Source organism: Allokutzneria multivorans, assembly GCF_039537405.1.
In the GTDB taxonomy this organism is placed as follows: domain Bacteria; phylum Actinomycetota; class Actinomycetes; order Mycobacteriales; family Pseudonocardiaceae; genus Allokutzneria; species Allokutzneria multivorans.
Window position 1 is genome coordinate 132,222 of the sequence record NZ_BAABAL010000007.1, and the last position, 22,636, is coordinate 154,857.

A 22,636-nucleotide genomic window follows, 5' to 3' on the forward strand; every position below is an offset into this window, starting at 1 on the left:
ACGGGTATGCGGCAGCTCCGCACCGTCCACTGTGAACTCGTCACGGCTGCTCTCTCGGGTCGAAAGCGCGCTCGAAGAACGTTTCCAGCACGACGATCGTCCTCGTCCCGGCGACGACGTGCGCCTGCTCGATCTCCGCGATCTCGGCCAGCGCTTCGCCGACGGCGGCCTCACCCATCCACGCGGTGCCGTCGACCAGGTCGTGGACAGCCCGACGGCCTTGCCCAGCGTGGCGCAGGACCGGGTCGCGTCCTCCTGGGTCGCTGAGCGGTGACCACGGTGAGTGATCCATACTTCGGCCGGATTCGAGATCTTGGAGGACCCGTGACCGGCTCGGCCGTCGCCCGCGTGCTCACCCCGATCGTGCTGATCGTCGTCGTGGTCGGCGGGGTGTCCGGGCTCGGCACGCTGCTCGGCCTCGGACCCGCGGCCATGCTCGGCGCGCTGACCGCCATGTTCTGCCTGATGGCCGCGTTCGGCGGGGCGCTGTGGCCCGACCTCAAGCTGCTCGCGTGGTTCGCCCCGACCGTCGTGGTCGCCGCCGCCGCGCCCCGGCTGCTCGCGCACCTCAGCGTGCCCGCCGCGATCGCGCTGCTGACCGTGGTGATCTTCGTGGCCGGACTGCTGCCCGCGCTCGGGCCGCGCTTCGTCACGCCCGCGCTCGGCCTCGGCATGGCCGCGCTGTTCGGCTACACCTTCCAGCTCACCGGGACCGCCGCGTGGTGGCAGATCCTCGCCGCGCCCGCGCTCGCCGCCGCCGTGACCGTTCTGGTGCGGGTGCTCGCCGGGCTCCGCGACCCCGACGGCCCCACCCGCAAGGCCGTCGCCGAGCTGCTCGCCGCGCCCAAGCTCACCGATCCCGAGAGCGCCGTGCAGGCGTGGCGCTCCGACAAGCAACGCCGCTGGCTCGGCCACGTCCTCGACGCGACGCTGCGCTACCGCGCCTCCGCTGCCGTGCTCAGCAGCCGCCCCGACGCCCGCGAGGTCCTTGAGGCCGCGAAGGAGGAGGCTTCCGCGCTCGCCGAGGCTGTCACAGCGAAGGAGACCCCTGCGGATCTCGTTGTGCCGCAACGGCCTTCCCTGCTGAAGAACCTCCCCGGCAGCACCGGGCGCTTGGTCGCGCGCCTTCATGAAGCGCTCGACCGCCTGCACGCCGCGTTGGCCGACCGCGACCGCACGCCCGTCGACTGGCGACAGCGCGGCAGCGGCTACCTCGGCGACGCGCTGGCCGGCGCGTTCAGCTGGCGCTCCGCCCAGTTCCGCCACGCGTTGCGCTGCGCGCTCGGCATCCTCGTCGCGTTGGTCCTCGCGACGCAGCGGCCCGACGACCCTCTGATGACGTCGTTCCTGATGGCCGTTTTCCTGATCACCCAGCCAGATTGGCGCGCCAGCGCGACCCGGGCCTGGCAGCGCACGGCGGGCACCGTGCTCGGCTCCGTCGCGATGTTCGGCGTCCTCGCCCTCGCGCCCGAGCACCTGCTGATGCCCATCGGCCTGCTCGCGCTCGTCATCGGCTTCGGCTTCCAGAAGTCGCAGCCCATCATCTTCAACGCCTGCGTCGTGCTCATGCTCGTCGGCATGTACGCCAGCACCAAGCACCTCGACCCCGCCGCCGTGCTCGTCGAATACCTGGTCCTGACCGTGCTCGCCGCCGCCATCGGCCTGCTCTTCGGCTTCGCCGTCGTGCCCGGCACCCGCCAACCCACCCCCGCCGAGCGCGTCACCGACGCCGTCAACGCCCTGCGCTCCGGCCTGATCGCGCTCACCGGCACCACCCCCGTCGACCCCACCGGCCGCTCCGCGCGCCGAGGCCGCCGCGAACTCGTGCGGCGCATCAACGACGTCCTCAACCCGCCGACCGTCGGCCGTCGCGCCAACGAGCCCGAGCGCGCTGCGGTCACCAAGGCCGGGGAGGCGCTCGCCGGTCTGCTGAGTGGCATCGCGGGCCTGATGGTGCACCGCGCCGCTGTTCCCGAGACGGAGAGTTCGACGCGGCACGCTCTCGGTTCGTTGGCGTTGTCACTGGAATCCGAGCAGGACGACGAGAGCGATCGTTTCGTGGAGTTGGTGGACGCCGCCGATCCCGAGCAGCGGCTGCTGTTCGACGCGATGGCCGCTGACCTGGTGCGGCTCCGTGAGGCGCAGCGCGAGTTGGCGTAGCTCTTGCTGGCACCGGCTGGGATTCCGGGCCGGGACGGGGCTTCCGGGTCGGGGACGGCTGGGGTTCCGGGTCGGGGACGGCTGAACTTCCAGCTTGCACCGGCTGGACTTCCGGGTCGGGGACGGCTGAACTTCCAGCTTGCACCGGCTGGACTTCCGGGTCGGGGACGGCTGAACTTCCAGCTTGCACCGGCTGGACTTCCGGGTCGGGGACGGCTGGGCTTCCAGCTCGGGGAAGGCTGGAGCCTTTAGCTCTTTCCAGCGGGGTACGGTTGCGCTTCCAGGTCGGGGACGGCTGGGGGTTTCAGGTGGCACCGGATGCCAGTGGCGGTGGGGTGCGTGTTGCGTGGCAGTTCCAGCGCGGGGGTCGGCTTGACCTGGGGCCCCTTGCGCGTGCCGTAGTGGGCCGGACGGGCACGGGATGAATCCCGGCCACGCTGACAAGCGTATGGCACGCGCACCCCAGGTAAAGCCGACCCCAGTTTCGCTCACGGCTGACAGTTCCGTTTCTCCTTAGCCTGCAACGGATTTGACGCTGCTGGAGGAGTTGCTAAAATTAGGGGTAGCCAACGGGTGAGGGGGTGAATCATGTTGGATATCAAGGCAGTGAAGTCTCTCTTGGTAGATCATCTCAAATCACACGACGTCTACACGTTGTCGGAGAAAGAGCATCTGGCGTTCCTGGTCGAGCTGGAGACGCTCACGAATCTGGTGACGGCAGCGAAGATCGACGCCGCTGAGTATGCGGAGGATCGTGGCCTGCACACCGCGCAAGGGTGCAGGAACCTCGCGACGCTGTTGCGGTCACACTTGAAGATTTCTCCGGCGGAAGCGAAGCGACGCTCGCTGCTCGTAGAAGACCTCCCCGGCGTACCTTCCACGAAGGACGCCCTGTACGCAGGAACGATCAGCGGTGATCACGCGGCGGTCATCGCCGATGTCATCAAGAACATTCCCGCTGATGCGGCCGACGAGGCTGAAGAGATCTTGTTGAGCTACGCACCCGAGCTGACCGCGCGCGAGTTGGCGCAAGCGGGCAAACGAGTCCGTTCCCACTTCGACCAGGCGGGTGCCTTCGCAGACGAGCAGAAAGCCGTGGAGGCGCGGTCGTTCCGGATGAGCAAGGACCAACACGGATCGTTGTTCTTCAACGGATGCCTGCCGCCGATAGAAGGCGCGATCTTCGAAGAAGCCCTGCACGCAGTGTCGAAACCCCGCCCCAGCAACGGCGAGCAAGACCCTCGGACGGTCGAACAACGCTATGCCGACGGGTTGTGCGAGTTGGTCGCGGTCGCGATGGCAACCCATGATCTTCCGGCTAGTGGTGGTGTTCGACCGCAGATGGTCGTTACGATGAGGTTGGATTATCTGGAGGAGAAGCTTCGGTCGGGGTACACCGACTGGGACGGTGAAGCCACCGCGTCGCTGATTCGACAGCTTGCTTGCGATGCTGAGCTGATCCCGGTGGTGTTGAACGGGGAGAGCGTCCCCCTCGACTACGGGCGCTCCGCCCGGACCGCGCCTGCTCCCCTACGCAGGGCGTTGGCGGTGCGGGACAAGGGATGCGCCTTCCCCGGATGCGACCGGCCACCGGCGTGGACGGAAGCCCATCATGTATTGCACTGGGTAGAGCATCGCGGGCCGACCGACCTCAACAACATGACGTTGTTGTGCTCGCACCACCATCACGTGATCCACCAAGAAGACTGGAAGATCGTCTTCGCGAAGGATGGGCGGCCGGACTTCATCCCGCCGACGTGGGTGGATGCGGAGCAGAAACCGATGCGCAACATCAGGGTCGACCCACGACTGACGGCGTAACCGAGAAGGGAGGGCGTGTTCGACATGCGCGCGACACGAACGACGCACAGGTGCAGCTGCCCGCGACCGCCGAACGGCTTCAGAGGTGGCCGGAACGCAAGCCGCACAACACAACCGAGGCTTTACCTGGGGTGCGCGTGCCATACGCTTCCCCGCGAGGGCCGGAATCCCTTCCGTGCCCGTAAGAGGCCCACGGGCACGCGCAAGGGGTCCCCAGGTCAAGCCGACCCCGCGCAGGAACCGACGCGAGCTGGAACCGGCTGTCCCCAAAAAGGGTTACGCCGCACCTTCCCAAGCCCACCGCGCGGGCATGACCGGACGTGGCTGGTACACGTTCACCCCCAACTCACCGCGAAGGTGCAAAGCACTCGGGAACGGCTGCTCCGCGCTGGTGATCCGCGTGGAGGTCGGGATGTACCGGATCGTCAAACCACATCTCCGCTTCGGCGAGGTGTTGGCGTTGCTGCCGTGGACGATGTTGGGGTGGTGCGCCTCGACGTCGCCGGGGCGGAGCACGAGGTCGACGGCGTGGGACTCATCGACGGCGACGGTGGTCTCAGCGCCGAGGACGTTGTCGACGTCGGTGCGCTCGCGGGTGGCGCCGATGGCCGTGCGGTGCGAGCCGGGGATCACCCGCAGACAGCCGTTGTCGGGAGTGGACTCGTCGACGGCGAGCCAGAGCGTGATCACGCGCATCGGGTCGAGCGGCCAGAAAGCACCGTCCTGGTGCCAGAGCACGGCCTGGCCGGAGTACGGCGGCTTGCTGATGTAGTGCGAGGCGAACAGCGCCAGATCCTCGCCGAGGAAAGCCGAGGCGATGTCGAGCAGCCGGTCATCGCTGACGAGCCTCACCCAGAACGGGTCCCTGGCGACCAGTTCGTGGGAGAGCTGCTCGCCGCGCCGGTCGGGGTGCTCGCGGTGCAGCCAGTCGACGTGCTCACCGACTTCAGCCATGAGTGAAGGATCGAGGACCTCGCGGAAGACCGCGTAGCCTCTGTCCTCAAAGGACAGCACTTCGGCGGCGTGGCTCATGGCGCCCATGCTGGCGCAGGCGGACGCGGACGTGTGTCACCAGCTGCGCGGGAATCCGACTTTTCTTGACCTGTCGCGGTAGTCGCGGGGCGGGACGCCGTGCACCATCGCGAAGCGCCGCGAGAAGTACGTGACGGTGCCGTAACCGCACCTCAGGGCGACGGTGGAGATCGAATCGCTCGTTCCGACCAGCAGCTGGCGCGCGAGGCGCATGCGACGTCTCTCGACCCACTGCGACGGCGTGACACCGAGGAACCGGCGCATGCTCCGGTCGAGGTGGCCGTGGCTGACGGCGGCGAGCGCGAGCAGCAGCGAGACGCCCTCGCTCCACCGCTCCCGCTCGCGGTCGAAGCCGGCGCACGCCTCGCGCAGCCAGCCCGGCAGCGTGGCGGTCGCGGCGTGACCGGCGAACAGGGGCAGCACCACCGAAGCGAAGCGCAACAGGTCGAGCCCGGCGGGATCGCGCTCGCCGGAACGGGCGAGATCGGTGAACGCCTCGGCCACCCCGGGCACGCGGACGTGGACCTTCCCGCCCACCGAGCCGGACATGCCGGAGACGTCCAGCAGCGAACCCCACGTCGCGACGGGGACGGCGACGTTGACGTAGCTCAGCTCGTCGTCGGTGTGCACGGAGTGGGCCTCGCCCGGGTGCAACAGGTAGAGGGTGTCGCGGACCATGCGCTCCGGCTGCTCGTCGAACACGTGCACGCCGCCGTCCTCCAGCACGTACATCAGCTCGACGAAGTCGTGGTGGGTGTGCCGCTCGACCCGGTGCTTGGGCATGTCGATCAGGCGCGCGTGGTACGGGTCGCCGGGCGCGACCGTGGCGTACCTGATCGTCCACACGGCACTCACGCGCCGAGGGTAGCTCCGACGGCAACGACTTGGTCACGGAGACGCGGAAGCCCCGGAAGCCGTCGCGGGCGCACCTCGACAATGCGGACCGCTCGGGGCGGGTGAAACGGCTCGGCGGCTCCCGGCGTCGAAGCCGGTGCCCTTCTCGGGTGAGGTTGGAGCCTCCGTGCGCCGTCCGGGTGAACGCGGTACTAGCCTGCCCGCGGGGACACGCCCGGTGAGCTGTGCCGACGGGGCGCTAACCTGCCTCATCGCAGTGAGCACGAACTTGAATCGATCTGGGGGATTGATGCGACATCTGCGTACCGCGCTCGCGGTACTCGCCGCGATCACCGCGCTGGCCGCGTGCACGACGGCCCTGCCCGGCACACCGAAGGCCGGACCGTCGACGCGCAACGTCGAGGAAGAGCTGGCGGGCACCAAGTCCAGCGACCTCCGCAAGGTGTTCACCAGCACCCCGCAGCAGGTCAACGACTACTGGAACAGCGACCGGATGAAGAACGCGAAGCCGCGTCAACCTCAGCCGGGTCAGACCACCGACGTCCCCAAGGACGAGCCCGTCGGCGTCGTCATCCACCCGACGACCGGGCCGGTGCCGCCGTCCAAGCCGCAGCCCGCCGACGGCAGCGGCGGCATGTGGAGCAAGGCCGGACTGAGCGGGAGCGCCAACGGCAGGCTGTACATGAGCTACGGCAACATGAACTACGTGTGCTCCGCCCAGGTGGTGAACTCGGAGTCCGGGACCATCGTGGCCACCGCCGCGCACTGCATCTGGGACACCCACGAGGGCCGCGAGTGGGCGAGCAACGTCATGTTCATCCCCGGCGACACCAACGGCTCGTCCCCGTACGGCAAGTGGGCAGCGGAGTCGATCTACGCGCCGACCGAGTTCCGCAGGGACGCCACCGACGGTGCGCGGGGAGCGCAGGGCACCGGCTGGTCCTACGACTACGCGTTCCTGCGGATGCGACCGCTCGGCGGCAGGAACATCGAGGACGCGGTCGGCGGTCAGGGCATCGCGTTCGACACCAAGGCCGAGAGCATTCGCACTCTCGGCTACCCGGCGGGTCCGCCCTTCGACGGCAGGACGATGCGCACGTGCTCCGCGCCGACCTACACCGAGAACCGGGCGCGCAACAACACGCTCTCCATCCCCTGCGTGATGACCGGTGGCTGCTCCGGCGGTGGGTGGTTCACGCGGTTCAACGACAGCACGGGCGCCGGGTACATGATCTCCAGCCATTCCACGGGCAACGACGTCACCGCCTGGGGCGCGGTGATGGGCAAGATCGCCTACAACCTCTACAAGAGCGCCGACGCGGGGGCATGACCAGATGCGCACTAACCGACTGACCGGACTGGTGGCGCTCGGCGCGACCGCGCTGCTGCTCGCCGGTTGCGGACAGAAGATCACCCCATCCGCGCGCGCCGACGACGCCGAGGTGAGCGCGTTCAACGCGGTCCGCTTCGACGAGGCGTACGCGAAGCTGGACGAGCAGTTCACCAAGCCGAGGGACCAGAAGTCCACGATCTCCACGCTGGCCGCCTTCGCGGGCAAGAAGGCGCTCAAGGAGATCGACATCGTCTGGTACCAGGGGGCGGACAAGGGCAAGCCGGAGCCGCCCGCGATCTTCACGAAGTCCAGGACCACCAAGGAAGCCGGCGACAACTACGACGTCTACCACCCCAGCGGCTCCGAGCGGGACTACGCGCTGCTGGGCGCGCGGTTCAAGGACCTCGCGCCGACGCCGTGGGTGTCCTACCCGACGTTCTCACCGAAGAAGGGCTTCAACGTCTGCGCGATCGCGGGCATCCAGACGGTGTGCGCCATGCAGGACGCGATCAAGCTGACGCAGAAGAACGCGCAGAACGTCTTCAAGCGCTACAAGGAGCAGGCCGACGGCAGCGCGGTGCTGGAAACCGGTGTGACGCTGAAGGCGTTCATCGACGGCCGAGTCCTGTTCATCCCCGAAGACCTCCGCAAGCAGTTCCCGCAGTCGATGATGGACTCCTTCATCCCGACCAAGATCGCCGTCGCTCCCGGCGGGGACCTGAAGTCGATGACGATGAACGCCACCCTGGAGAAGGAGGGCAAGAAGCTGGAGATCGCCATCGCCTACGACGTCACGGGCAAGAGCGCGGCGAAGGACTTCCCGCCGCCGATCTCCGACTTCGACGTCACCGCGCTCGGTACCGAGGCCGCGCGCAAGGAGTTCCTGGACAAGGTGGCGGCGCGCTAGCGACGCCACAGATCACTGCGGCGCGCTAGCGACGCCGCAGCACCGTCCAGCAGCAGGCCAGAACCGAGCCAACGAGGTAGCGCAGCCATGAACACTCCCCAGGGCCCGTACCAGCCCCAGCAGCCCGGCCAGTTCCCGCGCCAGGGCCAGCCGACCGGTCCGCAGCCGGGCTTCGGCCCCGGCGGCCAGCACCCGCAGCAGCACCCCCAGCAGCAGGGCCAGTTCCAGCAGCCCGGTCACGGCCAGCAGCAGGGCGGCTGGGGCGCGAGCCAGGCGCCGATCCCTGCTCCCGCCAAGGAGAAGAAGAGCAAGAAGGGCCTGTTCATCACGCTCGGCCTGCTCGTGCTGGCCGGTGGCGCGGCGGCGGCGCTGTACTTCATGGGTTTCTTCAGCACCACCGTCTTCGACGACAACGCGCTGAAGTCGGGTGTGAAGGACACCATCGTCAAGAGCTTCGGCGTGGCGGAGTCCAAGGTCGGCGCGATCAACTGCGGTACCAAGAACAAAATCGCCGCGGGCTCGTCGTTCCAGTGCAAGGTGACCATCGACGGCAAGGAGAAGGTCTCCGTCATCAAGGTGGAGAACGACAAGGGCGAGTACGTCGTGGGCCAGCCCAAGTAGGTAAACGAGCAGAGGGACGGCCGTGCGCGTGCTGCTGGTGGAGGACGACGACGGGGTCGCGCAGGCCCTGCTGGAGGTCCTCAGCGCGCACGGCCACACCCCGACCCGGGTGTCGAGGGGTTCCGACGCGCTGATCGCGCACCGCGGCGCCGACGTGGTGCTGCTGGACCTGGGCCTGCCCGACGGGGACGGCATGGAGGTGCTGCGCAAGCTGCGCCAGGTCGCCGACACCCCGGTCGTCGTGCTCACCGCGCGCGGTGACGAGCGCTCGGTGGTCAGGGGCCTGCGGCTCGGCGCGGACGACTACCTGGTCAAGCCGGTGCGGCTGGCGGAGCTGCTGGCCAGGATGGACGTGGTGACCCGCAGGGCCGCCGCGCGCGGCTCCAGCGCCGACGAGGTCGTTCGGGTGTCCGATGTGGACATCGACGTGCGGGCGCGCTCGGTGACCGTCGGCGGTGAGCCGATCTCGTTGACCGCCAAGGAGTTCGACCTGCTCGCCGTCCTCGCCGCACGCGCGGGCACGGCGGTCAGCCGCCAGCAGCTGATGGACGAGGTCTGGGGAGACGCTTTCGTCGCGGTGTCGCGCTCGCTGGACGTGCACATGACGCAGCTGCGCGCCAAGCTCGGCAGGCCGGGCCTGCTGACCACCATCCGCGGGTTCGGCTACCGGCTGGAGGTGTAGGCCGTGCGCGCCCGCCTGCTGCTGGTGCTGCTGGGTTTCTCGCTCGCCGCCGTCGCGGCCTTCGCGGTTCCGTTGCTGCTCAGCACCTCGGCGGAGCGCACGCAGCGGCTGGTGATCGACCGCACCGCCGACCTCGACCGCTTCGCCACGCTGACCGAGCAGGCCGACACCTCCGGGGACACCGGCCAGCTGCTGGCGGAGGCGGGGCGCTACACCGAGCTCTACGGCGAGGGCCTGCTCGTGGTGGACGGCAGGGGGCGCCTCGTCGTGCAGGCGGGCATTTCCGAGCAGGACAACGGAGTGCGGGCGCTGGTGGACGGCGCGCTGCGCAACCAGAGGTGGCGCGGAACCCCTGATCTGCGGCCGTGGTCGCGTGAACCGCTGCTGCTCGCGCGTCCGGCGGGCACCGGCACGCGGGTCTCCGGGGCGGTGGTGCTGCGCGCGTCGGTCACCTCGGCCGCCGCCGATGTCGCTCAGCGCTGGGCGATCATCCTCGCGGGCGCTGTCGCCGCCGCGGTGGTCTTCGCGGCGGTGGCGTCGGGGTTGGCGCGGTGGGTGCTGCGTCCCTTGCGGGAGCTGGAGCGCGGCGTGCACGCGGTCGCCTCGGGTGAGCCGAGGGCGCACGTGGAGGTGCGCGGGCCGACAGAGCTGCGCTCGCTGGCGGGCTCGTTCAACCTCATGTCCGACGCGGTGACCGATTCCCTTGAGCGGCAACGGAGACTCATCGCCGAGGCATCCCACCAGCTGCGCAATCCGATGGCGGCGCTGCGCCTGCGGGTGGACGGCCTCGAAGGCGCGCTGAACCCTGGTGCGGAGCGCTCCTACCGGTCGGTCGTCGGCGAGGTCGAGCGCCTGGAGTCCCTTTTGGACAGTCTGCTCGCGTTGGCGGGCGCGGAGAACAAGGCCGCGACCATCGCTCTGTCCACAGAGGACACGCCGAGCTGCGATGTCGCGCTCGTCGTCGCGGACCGGCTCGACGCCTGGCACGCCGCCGCCGAGCACGCCGGGGTCCACCTGCCGGCGCCGCCACCGCTGGAGCACCCGCTGCTCGCGGAGTGCGAGGAGGGCGAACTGGCCCAGGTGCTGGACGTGCTGCTGGACAACGCGATCAAGTACGCGGGCGAGGGCAGCACCGTGCGCGTGCTGCACGGCCGGTCCGGCGCGCTCGTCCACCTCGACGTCACCGACGACGGCCCAGGCTTGAGCGAGGACGAGGTTTCCCTTGCCACAGAACGGTTCTGGCGTTCAACCCAGCATCAGAGCAGCCGGGGAACGGGGCTGGGGCTGGCGATCGCGGACCAGCTCGCGCGCGCTCGTCACGGCACGCTGACGGTCGCGAGGGCGACACCGACCGGGCTCAGCGTCCGGCTGGAGCTTCCGGGGGTGGCGACGTGACACGGGTGAGCAGGCGGGGGCTCATGGTCGGCGCGCTGGTCGGCGCGTTCGGCGTGGCGTGCACCGATTCCGCGTACCGGGGCGCCGCGCGGGAGCTGAAGATCGCGGCGGGTGAGCCCGGCGGACCGTACCTCGCGTTCGCCGAGCGTTTGGCCGAGCAGATCCGCGAAGCGCAACCGCTGCTGCGAGCCACCGCGCTGACCACCCAGGCCAGCGTGGCGAACTTGGCGTTGCTCGCCGCGCGCGGGACCGACCTCGCGCTGACGCACGCCGACGCCGCCGAAGCGGCCACGACCGGGCGAGCACCGTTCAGCTTCGCGACCCAACTGCGCGCGCTCGGCCGGATCTACGAGAACTACCTCCAGGTCGTGGTGCGGGCCGACTCCCCCGTGCAACGGGTCGCGGACCTCAAGGGGCGCAGCGTGTCCATGGGCGCCCCGGGCTCCGGCGCGGCACTGCTGGCGACCAGGCTCGCCGCCGTGGCGGAGCTGACCGACCTGCGCACGCGACAGCTCCGGCTGGCCGACGCGGTGACCGCTCTGGAGCGACGCGAGGTCGACGCGCTCGTCTGGTCCGGTGGCGTGCCGACGCCCGCGATCGCCGAACTGGACGAGCGCGTGGGCGTGCGCCTGCTGCCGCTGGAGGACGTGTACCCGAAGCTGCGCGCCGCGCACGGCCCGGTCTACGAGCAGGTCACGGTGCCCGCAGGCGGCTACCGCCAGGTGCGGTCACTGCCCACGGTCGGTGTGGCGAACCTCGTCGTGTGCCTGCCGGATCTGCCGGAGGACATCGCCGCCGAGGTCACCACCGTGCTCGCCGAACGCGCGGATCGCCTTGTGCCGCAAGAGGCTCTGGGCGCGCAGTTCCTCGACGTGCGCGCGCTGATCGGGACGGCGGGCATCCCGTTGCACCCGGGAGCCGCCGCCGTCTACCGCGCCCTGCACGGCTAGCGCACGACTCCGAACATCACGGCCAACCCGCTCCAGCCGAGCAGGCCGAACAGCAGGAGCACAAGCAGCATCACCAGGAACAGCGGCGTGGTGTGCATGGCTTCGTGCGGCGGCCGCCCGGCAACGCGAACAGCGATCCGACGTCCGAGTCGCGGCCGGAACCCGCGCTTCATACCCCACACCCTGCGCACGGTGCCGTCCTCGTCGACGTACTCCACCAGCGGCTGGTAGCCGTTCTTGCGATACGCGAAGTACTCCTCGACGGCGACCACGGTGCCGTTGACCCGGCGTGAGCTCTTCCAGTTGAGGACGAGTTCAGCGAGGCCGACCAAGGCCACCGTGCCGGTGCAGACCAGGCCGCTGAAGAAGAACGCGCCCGCGACAGCGCCGTTCGCGGTGTGGACCGGCATTCCGACGTCGCCACGGAGCAGCACCACCACGCCCGTGGCCGCCAGCACGGCACCGGTCGCCATCAGCGCCGTCCAGAACCTCGTCAGCACGGAGCGGTCCAGCCGGACCCTGGAGGGCATGTCCGGATCGGGGTACACCCACAACACGTCCCCCACCGTCACCGCGGCCATCTCCCGTTCCTCGGTCAGCCGGAGCGCCAGGACCCCGCCCGGCCGAGGGATGAGCGGCACCAGAACGCGGTCGTCGACGTAGTTGTCGGAGCTCTTCACCACCACCTGGAACCGTTGGCTGTGACGGGCGGCGCTGACGCGCGAGGCCCACCAGGCACCGCCCACGACGGCGAGGCCGATCATCACCAACAGCATCCCTGTCACCTGCGCGTACTCCACGCGGCGACAGTAGCCGCGCGGAACGCGGCCGAGCGGCTAATCGCGCTGACTGGCCAGTTCGTAGGCGGCGCAGCCGATCAGCTCCAGCGACACCTGGAGGCGCTCGCTGCTGACGTTGTCGGCGATGGTGTCCTCCGGCGTGTGGTAGGTCGGCTCCAGCAGCGCGGGGCCGCTCTCGCCGCGCCAGCTGAAGTTCGCCGAGGCGATGCCGCGCTCGTGGAAGGGCACGTGGTCGCTGGAGCCGCGCGCCACCGGGCCCTTGGTCCGGGGCTGGTAGCCCAGCCGCCGCGCCGCGCGCCCGAGCGTGCTGGTGGTGGCGTTCTCCCCGCCGTCGACCGAGAGCAGCCAGTACACGATCGCCGGGTCCCAGCTCGTGGCGACCATGTCGTTCTGGAAGCAGCCTGCGATGCGCTTGGCGTCGGGGTCGGACAGCTGCTTGACGTAGGCGCGCGAGCCGATCAGGCCCTGCTCCTCGGAGCCCCACAGCGCGAAGCGGATCGCCTTCTGCGTCGGCAGGTAGCGCAGCACCCTGGCCAGCTCCAGGCAGAGCGCGGTGCCGCTGCCGTCGTCGTTGGCGCCGGGCGAGCCGGGGACGCTGTCGTAGTGGGCGCTGATCATCACGACCTGGTGGTCGGGGTTCGGCAGCGTCGCGGCGCGCTCGGCGATCACGTTGTAGGAGGTCAGGTTCTTGTGGTGGGTCGCGGTCAGGCTGAGCCGGACCGGACCGGCCGCGAGCGCCTGCTTGAGCTTCTCGCCCTGGACCTGCGCGAGGCCCAGCACGGGCACGGGCAGCGGTGCGAGCAGGGAGGGGGTGAACGCGCCGAGCTTGCGCTCAGGGCTGCCGGGCCGGGAGAGCAGGACCGCGATGGCGCCCGCCTCCACCGCGAGCCGGGGCGCGTCGCTGGCGGTCTGCGAGTCCGGGACGAAGGCGATCTGCCCGCGCACGTTGGCAAGGTCAGCGGGGGTGGCCTTGCCGATGTCGACGACGGTGCCGGAGACGGTCACGTCGAGCTTGCCCTGCGGTGCGGCTCCGGTCTGCCACTTCCGCCCGCGATCGCCGACGACGCTGATCTCGGCGAGGTACTTGTCGGCGACGGGGAAGGGCTGCAACGTCACGGTGTAGCGGTGCTTGCGCAGCACGGAAGCGATGTAGTCCGCCGCCTGCTTCTCGGCGGCGGTGCCACCGACGCGCGGGCCGATCCGGTTGCTGAGCACTTCGAGGTGCTCGAAGGCCTTGCGGGCGCTCGCCCGGCCGACGATGGCGCGGTCCCCGAGCGCCAGTGCCGGCGCTTGGAGGGCTCCCGGGCGCTGCCGGGCCGCCGCGGCGGCGGTTCCGGGGACGAGCCCGACGGTGGCGATCCCGGCTAACGCGGCGGCACCCGCGAGGAGGTCACGGCGGCGCACTGCCATGGTGAAGGTCCTTTCCCCAGTCCAACCCTGCCGCCGTGACCGTATGTCGCGACAACGGCCGTGCCAACGGCCTTTTGCAGCAGTGGAAGCCACAGGTGCGCTCAGGCAAGCGCCAGAGCACGAGCCGCTCCTCCGGAACCCACCTCCTCCAGGCAGGACGGCGCGGGGCGGACGCTCTACCATCGTCTGGGAGATCGACTCTGCCGCCGGGTGGGTGATCCCCAGCCGTCGCGGAGCCGCCCCGAGCGAACGAAGGCGAGCATGGCGACCCCGATCCGAGCCCCGTCCCTTCCCTTCGCGCTGGCCGGGTTCAGCAGCGCGGTCGCGGTCGTCGCGGTCATCGGCGCCTCCTTCGGCGGGGGCGCGAAGGAGACCTACGCGGCGCTGCGGCTGCCGGAGTGGGCGCCGCCGTCCTGGGTGTTCGGCCCCGCGTGGACGATCGCCTACGTGCTGCTGGCGCTGTCCGGCTGGTACTACTGGCGTGCGGGCGGACGGGCTTCGGGCGTGAGCGTGTACGGGCTCGGTCTCGTGCTCAACGCGGTGTGGGTGCCGATGTTCTTCGGCGCGGGCATGTCGTTCGTGGCGTTCCTGGACATCCTGGCGCTGGACCTCGTGGTGCTGGCCACCATCTGGCTGTTCCACCGCCGCTCGAAGAGCGCCGCGCTGCTCCAGGTCCCCTACCTGCTGTGGATCGTCTACACCTCGGCGCTCAACCTCGCGATCGTCGTGCTCAACTGAGCGGCCTCTAGGGTGCGCGGTGTGAAGATCCCGCTGTCCCGTCGCGCGGTCCTCGGCGGAGCGCTCACCCTGGCCCTCGGTTCCGGGCGCGGGCGTGAGGTCCTCGTCGCGACGAACGAGCCGTGGGCGACCTACCACGTCAAGCCCCTGCTGGCCGAGGCCGCTCGGCGCGGGTGGCGGCTGACGCAGCTGGTGCCCGACCGCTCCAAGATCACTCCCGGCGATCCCGTGCCCGTCGCGACGCTCGCGGACGCGCCGAAGGCCGATCTGCTCGTGGTGACCGGCGCCGGGGACTGGCCCGCCGACTGCGCCGCGAGGCTGCGCCGGACGCCGTTGGCCGCGAGCGCGCTCGCCTACCAGGTGCCCGTGGAAGCGCCGCGCGCCAAGGAGATCCGCCCCCGCCTGCGGTTGATCACCGCGTCCTCGGCCGCTGACGCGCGGTCCTTCGGCGCGTACTTCGGCACGCGCAGGCGCATCGAGGTCGTGGGCTCGCCGCAGACCGACGATCTTCCAGCTCGTGCGCCGGAGAAGGACCTCGTGCTGGTCCTCACCAGCGTCACGCACCCGGACGGCACGGGCACCTCAGCGCCGGGAACTCAGCTCCTGCTCGATTCGGCGGGGCGACTCGCCGCCGCGGGCAAGCGCGTCCTCGTCGGCCTGCACCCGCGCGAGAACCGCGCTCTGTGGGAGAAGTACGAGATCAGCTCCGTCAGCTCGCTCGTGGCGTCGGCGCGCGCGGAGGCGGCGATCGGCATTCCCGGCACCGTGTTCCCGTTGATCGCGGCCGTCGGCACCCCGCTCGTCGGCTGCACCGATCCCGCGCTCACCGTGCCGGAGTACCTGCGCGCCGTGTGCTCCTCGACGATCGCCGAAGCTGGGCAGGCCGTGAGCGCTGTCAGTGACGCGCGCTTGCCCGATCCGGAGGTCCTGGCCGACGCCGTCGGGCCAGTCGGTGGATCTGCGCGACGGCTGCTCGGCGCGTGGGCTGGCGCTCTGTAGAACCGATCAGCGGTGCCCTGGGCCGTGTCCTGCAAGTGGTTGCGCTGTGTATTCCGGTCACGATGTCGCCGGGGGGTTGGGGTGTCTTCAAGACCACCAAACCCCGCTGTTGATCATCGTTAACTCCCGCAAACCCTGCGGTCTTGCGGGGTTTGCTGTCGTTGGAGACGGCGGGAGTGGGGGTTGGGTGGTCTTGAAGACCGGCGAACCGATCAGCGGTGTTCTAGCGGAAGTGCGCGTTCGTGCACGACGTGCTTCATCACCAGGGTGGAGCTGAGCCGCTGCACTCCGGGCAGCGTCGCGAGCTTCTCGTCGTAGAGCCGTTGGAAGGACTCCAGGTCCGCGGTGGCGATGCGCAGCAGGTAGTCGGGGTCGCCGAAGAGCCGCTGCGCCTGGATCACCTGCGGGATGTCCACGAGCGCCTGCTCGAACGCGGCCACGGTGTCGCGGTCCTCCTGGCGCATGGTGACGAAGACCAGCGCCTGGAAGGCCAGCCCGACCACTCCGGCGTCCAGGACCGCGCGGTAGCCGAGGATCGCCCCGCCTCGCTCCAGCTCGCGGAGCCTGCGGTGGCACGGCGACAAGCTGAGCCGCACGCGCGCCGCCAGCTCGGTGACCGTCAGCCGCCCGTTGTCCTGGAGCTCCGCAAGGATCTTCCTGTCAACCTCGTCCACGAAGAAGATTCTTCCACATATGCGCTGATCAGCGACAATACTTGGAAACACCTTTGGCCTGTGCCGACCTAATCTCCTTCTTGAAACCGTTCGAGAGGGGTTCACCGCCATGGCCGTCAGTTCCATCGCCGCGTTCTGGGCGGTGTCCGTGCTGCTCATCCTCGTGCCGGGGGCTGACTGGGCGTACACGATCTCCGCCGGGCTCCAGGACCGGTCGGTGCTGCCCGCCGTGAGCGGCCTGCTGCTCGGCTACGTCGGGCTCACCGCCGTGGTCGCGGCGGGGGTCGCGGCCCTCGTGGCCAGCACGCCGTTCGTGCTCACGGCGCTGACGGCGGTGGGCGCGCTGTACCTGGTGTGGATCGGCGCGACGACCCTCGCCCGCCCCGCCGTTCCCGGAGCTTCGGTGGACTCCCCCGGGCAGACGCCGCGGCTCGCGCGGGTGCTCAAAGGCGCGGGCATCAGCGGCCTGAACCCCAAGGCGCTGCTGCTCTTCCTCGCCCTGCTGCCGCAGTTCACCAACCCCTCGGGCTCGTGGCCGCTCGCCGCGCAGATCGGCGCCTTGGGCGTGGTGCACACCCTGACCTGCGCTGCGGTCTACCTGAGCGTCGGCGTGCTGGCGCGCGTCGTGCTGCGGGCGAGACCGGCCGCCGCGCGCGTGGTCAGCCGGATCTCGGGCGCGGCGATGGTGCTGATCGGCGTGCTGCTGCTGGTCCAATCCGCGCACTGAGTTCGGCGATCTCGGCTGGGCCGACGCGGCAACAACCACCGATCAGCCTCGCCCCGGCCGAGATCCACTCGGCGAGCGGCGTCATGTCGAAGCCGGGCGCTCCGTTCCAGGTGTTGCTCGCGCCGTCCCACGCGCCGCCGCCGTTGGGGTACACCACGACCGGCTTGCCGGTGAGCCGCGCGGCGATCTCCACCGCGGGCAGGACATCGCCGGGCGCGCAGCAGTTGACGCCGGTCGCGATGAGCGCCGTCGAGCCCGCTGCGAGCGCGAACGCCTCCCTGAGCGGCTGCCCGGCGTTCGTGGTATTTCCCTTGGTGCTGAAGGACAACCACGCCGGGATGCCGATGTCGTCGGCAATGCGCAGCAGGGCTTCGGCCTCGTCGACGTCCGGGATCGTCTCCAGCGCGAACAGGTCGGGCTCCGCCGCCGCGAGGACCTCCATCCTGGGGCGGTGGAAGCGCTCCAGCTCCGCGACGCTGAGCCCGTAGCGGCCCCGGTACTCCGACCCGTCCGCGAGCATCGCCCCGTACGGGCCGACCGAGGCCGCCACCCACCGCTGACCGTCCACTTCGGACGCCGCACTCCGCGCGAGTGCGACGCTGCGCCGGAGCAGGACCGCCGCGTCGGCCTTGGAGTGCCCGCGCGCGGCGAAGCCCTCGAACGTGGCCTGGTAGCTGGAGGTGATCGCGACCTCGGCTCCCGCGCGGAAGTACGCGAGGTGCGCGGCGGCGATCGCGCCCGGGTCGTCGTGCAGCAACCGAGCCGACCACAACGCGTCCGCCAGGTCGTGCCCTGCGGCGGCGAGCTGGTTGGACAGCCCGCCGTCGAGCACCACCGCGCGCCGCTGCACCACCGCGCTCACCGTGTCCACACCGCCATCCTGTCAGGCCAGGTCAGCGTGCGTGGGAACGACCACGCCGTAGAGATCGGTGATCATCGCCAGCGCGCCGTGGTGGACCTGCTCGGCGGGCACGTCGGAGACGGCGGTGCGCAGGGGGCGGCTCGCGCAGGCGTTCGCGACGACCGTGGGGCGGTTGCCGCGCAGGAACGCACCCGCAGTGGTCGCGGCGACGCACATGTGGGTCATGAAGCCGATGACGACCACGTCGGAGTTCCCGGTGGCGTCGACCAGCTCGCCGAGCGAGGTGTCCATGAAGGAGTTCGGAAACGCTTTGACCACAACGTCTTCACCGTCGATCGGCGCCACGCGCGGGTGAATCCTGCCGATGTCGTCGCTGATGTCGTAGGGGGTGCCCGCGCCGCTGTCGTGGATGACGTGCACGACCGTCGCGCCTGCCTTCCGCGCGGCGGCGAGCACGGCGGCGGCCTCCTCCAGCGCGGGCTGCCACCCCTCGAGCTCCATCACGCCCCGCGTGTAGGTGTTCTGGTAGTCGACGAGCACGAGGGTCGCCGTCGCCAGGGCCGCCGGGGTCTGGTCGAGGCCGTTCAGCTCGCGCAGGGTCGTCGTAGGCATGAGTGCCCTTTCCTCGCAGGAGTTCGTGTCGGGTTCGACGCTACGATCGGGCGCGGATGTCGGCAATGACGTCCAACTTGCAGATCCGGACATCGGGAGATCTCGTGAGCCGCCTCGTCGTCATCGTGCTCTTCGACGGCGTCGACCTGCTCGACGTCACCGGCCCGCCCGAGGTGTTCTCCTTGCTGCGCAGGGAGTTGGGCGATGCGACGACCTACCGCGTCGTGCTCGCGGCCGAGACGGCGGAGCCCGTGACGACCTCCGCCGGGGTCCGCGTCCTGCCCGACGCGACCTTCGACCAGCTCGCCAGGCGCAAGATCGACACGCTCGTGGTCCCCGGCGCGGTCGACGTCGACGACCGGCTCCGCGTGCGCGCCCTCGTCGATCCCGCTGTGGTGCAACGGGTTCGCGTGCTCGCGGCACGGGCGCGGCGGGTCGCCTCGGTGTGCGTCGGCGCGCACATCCTCGCGGCCGGAGGGCTGCTCGACGGCAAGCGCGCCACCACCCACTGGTCCACCGCGCGCCAGCTCGCCGCCGAGCACCCCGCCGTCGAGGTCGACCCGGACCCGATCTTCATCCGCGACGGCGACGTCTGGACCGGCGCGGGGATCAGCGCGTGCCTCGACCTGTCGCTGGCGCTGGTGGCAGACGACTTCGGCGAGGCAGCCGCGCTCAGCGTCGCACGGCAGCTGGTGATGTACCTGAAGCGGCCGAGCGGGCAGAGCCAGTTCAGCGTGCCGCTCGAACCCGTCTCCACCACGCGGCGCGTCGACGACCTCCGCCACCACATCACCAGGAACATCGCGGAGCCGCTGACCGTCGCCGACCTCGCCGCGCACGCGCACGTCAGCGAACGGCAGCTGACCCGGATCTTCAAGGCGGACCTGGGGATGACGCCCGCCGCCTACCTGGAGTCCGCCCGCGTCGAGGCCGCGCGCAACCGGCTCGAATCCACCGACGACGCCCTCGAACGCGTCGCGTCCACGTGCGGCTTCAACACCGTTGACACGCTCATCCGCGCGTTCCGCCGCCAGCTGGGCATGACGCCGACGGAGTACCGCAGACGCTTCCGCCCCACCTAGTTCTCAACGCGGCACAGCGGTTTTCCAGTCCGTGGCGTTCGCGAGCCAACGCGAGACGGGAAGGCGCTTGCGGTCGCCGTCCACACCGACCGCGAAGAGCTTGCCGTCCTCGAACACCAGTCGCCCGTATGGGATCTCGCGCTTCAGCGGGCCGATCAGCGACGGCACCACGATCGACGTCGGGGTCACCACGAAGTACGGGCGCGTCAGCTGGAGCACGCCGACGAGGGTCGTGATCGCGCCGACGATGAGCGTCGGGGTGAACTCGCCGAGCAGGGTCAGCCATCCGCCGAGGAAAAGGCAGAGCACGCCCAGCACCACCAGAACCGTGCCCGCGAAGGGGTTGTAGCGAACTCTCACGCGCACCTCCTCACGCGGTCACGATGCGCAGGATCGGCGCGCCGTCCTGCACGCCGGGCATCTGGAGCGTGACCGATCCGGGCTTGGCCTCGGGCCCGCTGCTCGCGCATTCCTTGCTCGGACCGGCGAGGCTGCCGAACCCGCCACCGCCGCCGAAGGAGAACGCGGAGCACCCGGGCTTGAGCGTGCCCGAACCGCCGCCGCCGCGGTTCAGCGTCAGCTCGAACTCCGCGCTGTCGGCCGAGACGGACTTGATGACGATCTTGCCGGGCGCGGAGCCGCCGAAGCGGATCGTGACCGGTTTCGCCAGCGCGACCTCGCAGCTGCCGCTCGCGCACACCTTGTAGTCCGAGCCGTTGGCGGCGACCGACAGGGTGGGCGGGGGCGGCGGAGTGGTCGTGGTGGTCGGAGCGGGCGTGGTCGTCGGAGTCTGGGTCGTCGGAGCCTGGGTCGGCGGCGGCTCGGCGGGTGGAGGGGCGCTGCCGCACCCAGCGAGAGCGAGGACGAGTCCGGCGCACAGGAGCTTCTTCACGCGCGACACGAAACCACCCCCGGCCGGGACCGGTCCCGGTGTCGGTGGGGACAGGTAGCGTCCTCCCTGTGCAGGTAGAGGAGCGGATCGCCCAGAGAATCACTGAGCTTGCGGACCAGATCGTGGCGTTGCGCGACGCCTACTATCGGGGTTCGCCGTTGGTCGCGGACGCGGAGTACGACGCGATCGAGGACGAGTTGCGCGGTCTGATCGAGGCGCACCCGGAGCTGGCACCCGATCCGAACCCGCTGGAGCAGGTCGGCGCGCCGTCGGTGCTGCACGCGCCGGTGCGGCACTCGCGGCCGATGCTGTCGCTGGAGAAGGCGACCAAGCCGGAGCAGGTCGCGGCGTTCTTCGACCGCTTCCCAGGCCAGCCGGTGGTGGTCATGCCGAAGCTCGACGGCCTGTCGCTGGCGCTGGTCTACGAGGACGGCAGGCTGGCCAGGGCTGTCACCAGGGGCGATGGCACGACCGGCGACGATGTGACGCCGCTGGTGCGCGCGCTGACCGACGGGGTGCCGGAGCGCGTCGACGCGCCGGGCCGGGTGGAGGTGCGGGGCGAGGCGGTCATGCTGCGCTCCACCTTCGCCGCCTACAACACCGCGCACCCGGACAAGCCGCTGATCAACCCGCGCAACGCGGCGGCGGGCACGCTGCGCGCGAAGGACCCGGCCACGGTCGCCGAGCGGCGGCTGTGCTTCTTCGCCTTCGACCTGGCCACCGACCCGGACAGCACGGACGCCGACCTCGGCAGCGCGCTGAACGCGCTCGGGTTCACCGCGGCCGACATGCGCCGCTGCGCGGATGCCGAAGCCGCTCAGGAGGTCATCGCCGAGATCGAGCGGCAGCGCAACGACCTGGACTACGACCTCGACGGCGCGGTGCTGCGCCTGGCCGACCGCGACGCCTACAGGGCGGCGGGGACGCGCTCCAACTCCCCGCGCGGGGCGCTGGCGTACAAGTTCGCGGCCGAGGAGAAGACCACGGTGCTCGCCGACGTGGTCTGGGACGTCGGCAAGACCGGCAAGATCGCTCCGGTCGCGCACCTGGAGCCGGTCTTCGTCGGCGGAACGACCGTGACCAGGGCGACGCTGGCCAACCAGGAGGTCATCCGCGCTCGCGGGATCAAGATCGGCGACACCGTGCTGGTGCGCCGCGCGGGCGATGTGATCCCGTTCGTGGCCGGGGTGCTCGACGCCGCCAAGCGCACCGGCGAGGAGCGCGAGATCGTCCCGCCGAGCGCCTGCCCGTCCTGCGAGCAGCCGCTGACCGAGCAGGGCAACAGCCGGGAACTGTTCTGCACCAACGTTTCCTGCCCCGCGCAGACCGTGCGGAGGCTGATCCACTGGGCCTCGCGCGCGGCCGCCGACATCGACGCCATCGGGCAGGTGTGGATCGAGCGGCTGGCCGAGGCGGGCCTGCTGGAGCGGCCGTCGGACTTCTACGCGCTGACCAAGGAGCGCCTGCTGGAGTTCGACCGCATCGCCGAGGTCTCGGCGACGCGCATGATCGAGTCCATCGACGCCAGCCGGGGCGTCGGCCTGCGCAGGGCGCTGATCGGCCTGGCGATCCCGATGGCCTCCGACGGCACCGCCGCCCGGCTGTGCCGCTCCGGCTTCGGCTCGCTTGAGGAGGTCCTCGACGCGGGCGTCGACGGACTGGTCGCCGTGGAAGACATCGGCCCGAAGGTGGCCGCCTCGCTGGTGGAGCACCTGACCCGGCTGCGCCCGGAGCTGGAGCGCCTGCGCGCGGCGGGTGTTTCGCTGGACGTGCGCGAGGAGGACCTGCCGCCGGTGGTCGCCGCTGGGGCGCCGCTGGCGGGCAAGAGCGTGGTGATCACCGGCGCGATCAACGACCCGCGCTCCGGGGAGAAGGTCGCGAGGCCGACCTTCCAACGGCTGTGCGAGAAGGCGGGCGCGACCACCGCGACCTCGGTGTCGGCCAACACCGATCTGCTCATCACCGGGGCCGGGGTCGGCGAGAGCAAGCTCGCCAAGGCGGAGAAGCTCGGTGTCGAGGTCGTCGACCAGGCCGAGATCTGGCAGCAGCTCATCGCCGCCAACATCGTCTGAGCCCTCGCGCTG

Annotated in this window: 23 protein-coding genes; 13 read left to right on the forward strand and 10 right to left on the reverse strand. The window is 70.4% G+C overall.

The features are described from left to right. Nucleotides 1-40 precede the first annotated feature (40 nt). Nucleotides 41-292, reverse strand: a complete 252-nt coding sequence (locus ABD798_RS13030; RefSeq protein ID WP_344874258.1) for a hypothetical protein — start codon at nucleotides 290-292, stop codon at nucleotides 41-43. 32 nt (nucleotides 293-324) lie between these two features. On the opposite strand from ABD798_RS13030, the gene ABD798_RS13035 reads away from it, so the two are divergent. Continuing rightward, a complete protein-coding gene (locus tag ABD798_RS13035; RefSeq protein ID WP_344874260.1) occupies nucleotides 325-2,160 on the forward strand; it encodes an FUSC family protein in 1,836 nt (611 codons plus the stop codon). Nucleotides 2,161-2,748: 588 nt separating this feature from the next. After that, entirely contained in the window at nucleotides 2,749-3,981 is a 1,233-nt protein-coding gene (locus ABD798_RS13040) for an HNH endonuclease signature motif containing protein (RefSeq protein WP_344874261.1), read from the forward strand. A 276-nt stretch (nucleotides 3,982-4,257) separates the two neighbouring features. Here ABD798_RS13040 and ABD798_RS13045 read toward each other — a convergent pair whose 3' ends face one another. Together ABD798_RS13045 and ABD798_RS13050 are read right to left on the reverse strand one after the other, a co-directional pair. Further along, entirely contained in the window at nucleotides 4,258-5,013 is a 756-nt protein-coding gene (locus ABD798_RS13045; RefSeq protein ID WP_344874263.1) for a phytanoyl-CoA dioxygenase family protein, read from the reverse strand. 36 nt (nucleotides 5,014-5,049) lie between these two features. Continuing rightward, a complete protein-coding gene (locus ABD798_RS13050) occupies nucleotides 5,050-5,868 on the reverse strand; it encodes an AraC family transcriptional regulator (RefSeq protein ID WP_344874264.1) in 819 nt (272 codons plus the stop codon). Nucleotides 5,869-6,157: 289 nt separating this feature from the next. Between ABD798_RS13050 and ABD798_RS13055 the strand changes: the two genes are divergently transcribed. From ABD798_RS13055 to ABD798_RS13080, 6 genes are all read left to right on the forward strand, one after another. Further along, complete coding sequence (locus ABD798_RS13055) at nucleotides 6,158-7,198, forward strand: trypsin-like serine peptidase (RefSeq protein WP_344874266.1); 1,041 nt, start codon at nucleotides 6,158-6,160, stop codon at nucleotides 7,196-7,198. Between the two features lie 4 nt (nucleotides 7,199-7,202). Next, complete coding sequence (locus ABD798_RS13060) at nucleotides 7,203-8,108, forward strand: hypothetical protein (protein ID WP_344874268.1); 906 nt, start codon at nucleotides 7,203-7,205, stop codon at nucleotides 8,106-8,108. Nucleotides 8,109-8,195: 87 nt separating this feature from the next. Continuing rightward, nucleotides 8,196-8,729, forward strand: coding sequence for a DUF4333 domain-containing protein (locus tag ABD798_RS13065; RefSeq protein ID WP_344874270.1), 534 nt, complete (start codon nucleotides 8,196-8,198; stop codon nucleotides 8,727-8,729). Between the two features lie 22 nt (nucleotides 8,730-8,751). After that, complete coding sequence (locus ABD798_RS13070; RefSeq protein ID WP_344874272.1) at nucleotides 8,752-9,411, forward strand: response regulator transcription factor; 660 nt, start codon at nucleotides 8,752-8,754, stop codon at nucleotides 9,409-9,411. A 3-nt stretch (nucleotides 9,412-9,414) separates the two neighbouring features. Further along, a complete protein-coding gene (locus ABD798_RS13075; protein ID WP_344874274.1) occupies nucleotides 9,415-10,806 on the forward strand; it encodes a sensor histidine kinase in 1,392 nt (463 codons plus the stop codon). Between the two features lie 23 nt (nucleotides 10,807-10,829). Continuing rightward, on the forward strand, nucleotides 10,830-11,756 hold the full coding sequence (locus tag ABD798_RS13080; RefSeq protein WP_425549214.1) for a TAXI family TRAP transporter solute-binding subunit: 927 nt from the start codon (nucleotides 10,830-10,832) through the stop codon (nucleotides 11,754-11,756). Here ABD798_RS13080 and ABD798_RS13085 read toward each other — a convergent pair. Beyond that, on the reverse strand, nucleotides 11,753-12,556 hold the full coding sequence (locus tag ABD798_RS13085; RefSeq protein WP_344874278.1) for a DUF3592 domain-containing protein: 804 nt from the start codon (nucleotides 12,554-12,556) through the stop codon (nucleotides 11,753-11,755). The genes ABD798_RS13080 and ABD798_RS13085 overlap by 4 nt on opposite strands. Nucleotides 12,557-12,592: 36 nt before the next feature. Then, a complete protein-coding gene (locus ABD798_RS13090) occupies nucleotides 12,593-13,966 on the reverse strand; it encodes a M28 family peptidase (protein ID WP_344874280.1) in 1,374 nt (457 codons plus the stop codon). A 261-nt stretch (nucleotides 13,967-14,227) separates the two neighbouring features. Between ABD798_RS13090 and ABD798_RS13095 the strand changes: the two genes are divergently transcribed. After that, nucleotides 14,228-14,704, forward strand: coding sequence for a TspO/MBR family protein (locus ABD798_RS13095; protein ID WP_344874282.1), 477 nt, complete (start codon nucleotides 14,228-14,230; stop codon nucleotides 14,702-14,704). A 21-nt stretch (nucleotides 14,705-14,725) separates the two neighbouring features. Beyond that, on the forward strand, nucleotides 14,726-15,703 hold the full coding sequence (locus ABD798_RS13100; RefSeq protein ID WP_344874284.1) for a hypothetical protein: 978 nt from the start codon (nucleotides 14,726-14,728) through the stop codon (nucleotides 15,701-15,703). A 212-nt stretch (nucleotides 15,704-15,915) separates the two neighbouring features. Here ABD798_RS13100 and ABD798_RS13105 read toward each other — a convergent pair whose 3' ends face one another. After that, nucleotides 15,916-16,377 (reverse strand): Lrp/AsnC family transcriptional regulator, encoded by a 462-nt coding sequence (locus ABD798_RS13105; RefSeq protein WP_344874286.1) that lies wholly within the window; start codon nucleotides 16,375-16,377, stop codon nucleotides 15,916-15,918. Between the two features lie 109 nt (nucleotides 16,378-16,486). On the opposite strand from ABD798_RS13105, the gene ABD798_RS13110 reads away from it, so the two are divergent. Further along, a complete protein-coding gene (locus ABD798_RS13110; protein ID WP_344874288.1) occupies nucleotides 16,487-17,104 on the forward strand; it encodes a LysE family translocator in 618 nt (205 codons plus the stop codon). On the opposite strand, the gene mmuM is transcribed toward ABD798_RS13110, so the two are convergent. Both mmuM and ABD798_RS13120 read right to left on the reverse strand, forming a co-directional pair. Then, nucleotides 17,037-17,975 (reverse strand): homocysteine S-methyltransferase, encoded by a 939-nt coding sequence (gene mmuM, locus ABD798_RS13115; RefSeq protein WP_344874290.1) that lies wholly within the window; start codon nucleotides 17,973-17,975, stop codon nucleotides 17,037-17,039. The genes ABD798_RS13110 and mmuM overlap by 68 nt on opposite strands. A 12-nt stretch (nucleotides 17,976-17,987) precedes the next feature. Next, the gene (locus tag ABD798_RS13120; RefSeq protein WP_344874293.1) at nucleotides 17,988-18,578 is read right to left on the reverse strand and encodes an isochorismatase family protein; all 591 of its coding nucleotides are present in this window, start codon (nucleotides 18,576-18,578) and stop codon (nucleotides 17,988-17,990) included. Between the two features lie 104 nt (nucleotides 18,579-18,682). Between ABD798_RS13120 and ABD798_RS13125 the strand changes: the two genes are divergently transcribed. Next, nucleotides 18,683-19,660 (forward strand): GlxA family transcriptional regulator, encoded by a 978-nt coding sequence (locus ABD798_RS13125; protein WP_344874295.1) that lies wholly within the window; start codon nucleotides 18,683-18,685, stop codon nucleotides 19,658-19,660. A 3-nt stretch (nucleotides 19,661-19,663) separates the two neighbouring features. On the opposite strand, the gene ABD798_RS13130 is transcribed toward ABD798_RS13125, so the two are convergent. Both ABD798_RS13130 and ABD798_RS13135 read right to left on the reverse strand, forming a co-directional pair. Continuing rightward, entirely contained in the window at nucleotides 19,664-20,020 is a 357-nt protein-coding gene (locus tag ABD798_RS13130) for a hypothetical protein (protein ID WP_344874297.1), read from the reverse strand. 10 nt (nucleotides 20,021-20,030) lie between these two features. Continuing rightward, entirely contained in the window at nucleotides 20,031-20,561 is a 531-nt protein-coding gene (locus ABD798_RS13135; protein ID WP_344874299.1) for a hypothetical protein, read from the reverse strand. Between the two features lie 59 nt (nucleotides 20,562-20,620). Between ABD798_RS13135 and ligA the strand changes: the two genes are divergently transcribed. Next, nucleotides 20,621-22,624 (forward strand): NAD-dependent DNA ligase LigA, encoded by a 2,004-nt coding sequence (gene ligA / locus ABD798_RS13140; RefSeq protein WP_344874301.1) that lies wholly within the window; start codon nucleotides 20,621-20,623, stop codon nucleotides 22,622-22,624. Nucleotides 22,625-22,636: the final 12 nt, after the last annotated feature.

What these genes read in the sequence shown, in the direction of transcription:
- ABD798_RS13030 (WP_344874258.1), bottom strand. Translation starts at nt 292, where the DNA reads ATGGATCACTCACCGTGGTCACCGCTCAGCGACCCAGGAGGACGCGAC.
- ABD798_RS13040 (WP_344874261.1), top strand. Translation starts at nt 2,749, where the DNA reads ATGTTGGATATCAAGGCAGTGAAGTCTCTCTTGGTAGATCATCTCAAA.
- ABD798_RS13045 (WP_344874263.1), bottom strand. Translation starts at nt 5,013, where the DNA reads ATGAGCCACGCCGCCGAAGTGCTGTCCTTTGAGGACAGAGGCTACGCG.
- ABD798_RS13055 (WP_344874266.1), top strand. Translation starts at nt 6,158, where the DNA reads ATGCGACATCTGCGTACCGCGCTCGCGGTACTCGCCGCGATCACCGCG.
- ABD798_RS13060 (WP_344874268.1), top strand. Translation starts at nt 7,203, where the DNA reads ATGCGCACTAACCGACTGACCGGACTGGTGGCGCTCGGCGCGACCGCG.
- ABD798_RS13065 (WP_344874270.1), top strand. Translation starts at nt 8,196, where the DNA reads ATGAACACTCCCCAGGGCCCGTACCAGCCCCAGCAGCCCGGCCAGTTC.
- ABD798_RS13080 (WP_425549214.1), top strand. Translation starts at nt 10,830, where the DNA reads ATGGTCGGCGCGCTGGTCGGCGCGTTCGGCGTGGCGTGCACCGATTCC.
- ABD798_RS13090 (WP_344874280.1), bottom strand. Translation starts at nt 13,966, where the DNA reads ATGGCAGTGCGCCGCCGTGACCTCCTCGCGGGTGCCGCCGCGTTAGCC.
- ABD798_RS13095 (WP_344874282.1), top strand. Translation starts at nt 14,228, where the DNA reads ATGGCGACCCCGATCCGAGCCCCGTCCCTTCCCTTCGCGCTGGCCGGG.
- ABD798_RS13110 (WP_344874288.1), top strand. Translation starts at nt 16,487, where the DNA reads ATGGCCGTCAGTTCCATCGCCGCGTTCTGGGCGGTGTCCGTGCTGCTC.
- ABD798_RS13120 (WP_344874293.1), bottom strand. Translation starts at nt 18,578, where the DNA reads ATGCCTACGACGACCCTGCGCGAGCTGAACGGCCTCGACCAGACCCCG.